This window comes from Microbacterium sp. Bi128, from assembly GCF_918698205.1.
Genome location: NZ_CAKKMM010001183.1, coordinates 1 through 1,606, shown reverse-complemented (window position 1 = coordinate 1,606; position 1,606 = coordinate 1). Strand labels below are relative to the sequence as shown.

At 71.8% G+C, this 1,606-nt stretch carries 2 protein-coding genes; both read left to right on the top strand.

What is annotated here, in order from left to right:
- Nucleotides 1-664, top strand: a 664-nt coding sequence (locus LQV45_RS31045) for a quinolinate synthase NadA (protein ID WP_230011159.1), incomplete at its 5' end; no start/stop codon positions are given.
- On the top strand, nucleotides 661-1,606 hold a 946-nt coding region (locus LQV45_RS31040; protein WP_230011156.1), incomplete at its 3' end, for an FAD-binding protein. The genes LQV45_RS31045 and LQV45_RS31040, both read left to right, overlap by 4 nt.

The window sequence follows — 1,606 nt, the reverse complement described above, 5'->3', positions numbered from 1 at the left end:
CTTCTGCGGCGAGCGCGGCGGGATCGTCTGCACCTCCTCGAACGCCGCGACCGTGCTGGAATGGGCGTTTGAACGCGGCCAGCGCGTGCTGTTCTTCCCCGACCAGCACCTGGGCCGCAACACCGCGAAGGCCATGGGGGTGCCGCTGGAGCAGATGCCGATGTGGAACCCGCGCAAGGACCTCGGCGGCAACGACGAGCAGGCCCTGCTCGATTCCCGGGTAATCCTCTGGCACGGCTTCTGTTCGGTCCACAAGCGCTTCAACGTGGGCCAGATCGAAAAGGCCCGCGCCGAGTTCCCCGGCGTGCAGGTGATCGTGCACCCGGAATGCCCCATGGAGGTGGTGGATGCCGCCGATTCCGCCGGGTCCACCGACTTCATCAAGAAGGCCATCGCCGCGGCCACGGAACCCAGCACGTTTGCGATCGGCACCGAGATCAACATGGTGAACCGGCTCGCTGCGGAATACCCGCAGCACACCATCTTCTGCCTCGACCCGGTGATCTGCCCCTGCTCCACGATGTACCGCATCCACCCCGGCTACCTCGCCTGGGTCCTGGAAGCGCTCGTCCGCGGCGAGGTGCTGAACCGCATCACCGTGGACGAGGACGTGGCCGCCCCGGCCAGGGTGGCCCTGGAACGCATGCTGGCGGCGCGGCCGTGACCAGGCGGCTCGTGATCGTCGGCAGCGGGATTGCTGGGCTCTACGCCGCGCTGCTCGCCACCGACGACGCCGCCACCGGCGGCCGTGACATCGAAGTGGTCCTCCTGAGCAAGGGGACGCTGGAGCAAAGCAACACCTTCTACGCCCAGGGCGGCATCTCGGCCGTGCTGGCCCCGGAGGATGCTGCCCCCGGGGACTCCGTGGCAGCGCACATCGCGGACACGCTCGCCGCCGGTGCCGGGCTCAACGACCCCGAGGCAGTCCGGATCCTGTGCACGGAGGCTGTCCGGGACATCGCCGGCCTGGGCCGCTACGGCGTGCACTTCGACGCAGCTCCCGACGGCGGACAGGCCCTGGGCCTGGAAGCGGCACACTCGGCCCCGCGCATCCTGCACGCCGGCGGGGACGCGACGGGCGCCTGCATCGCCCGCGGGCTCGTCGCCGCCGTCCTCGAACGCGCCGTCCTGGACCGCGCCGGCCACGGCCGGCTCCGGGTGGAGACCAGCGCGTTCGTCACCGGGCTCCTGACCGAACCTGGTGTCCGCCCGGAAACTCCGTCACAGCCCGGCAGCACACCCCCGACGCCGGCCCGGGTCACCGGCGTGGCCTACCTGGCCGGCGGACGGCCCCAGGAGCTGGCCGCCGACGCCGTCCTGCTCACCACCGGCGGTGCGGGCCGGCTCTTTGCCCGCACCAGCAACCCCGCCGTCGCCACCGCCGACGGACTGGCCCTGGCCTGGCGTGCCGGCGCCGCGGTGCGGGACCTCGAGTTCTTCCAGTTCCACCCCACCACCCTTGCCGCCGGGGAGATTCCAGGCGGCCCGCCGGCCCTGCTCATCTCCGAAGCGGTCCGCGGCGAGGGCGCGGTGCTGCTGGATGCCGTGGGATACCGCTTCATGCCCGACTACCACCCCGACGCCGAACTGGCCCCCCGCGACGTCG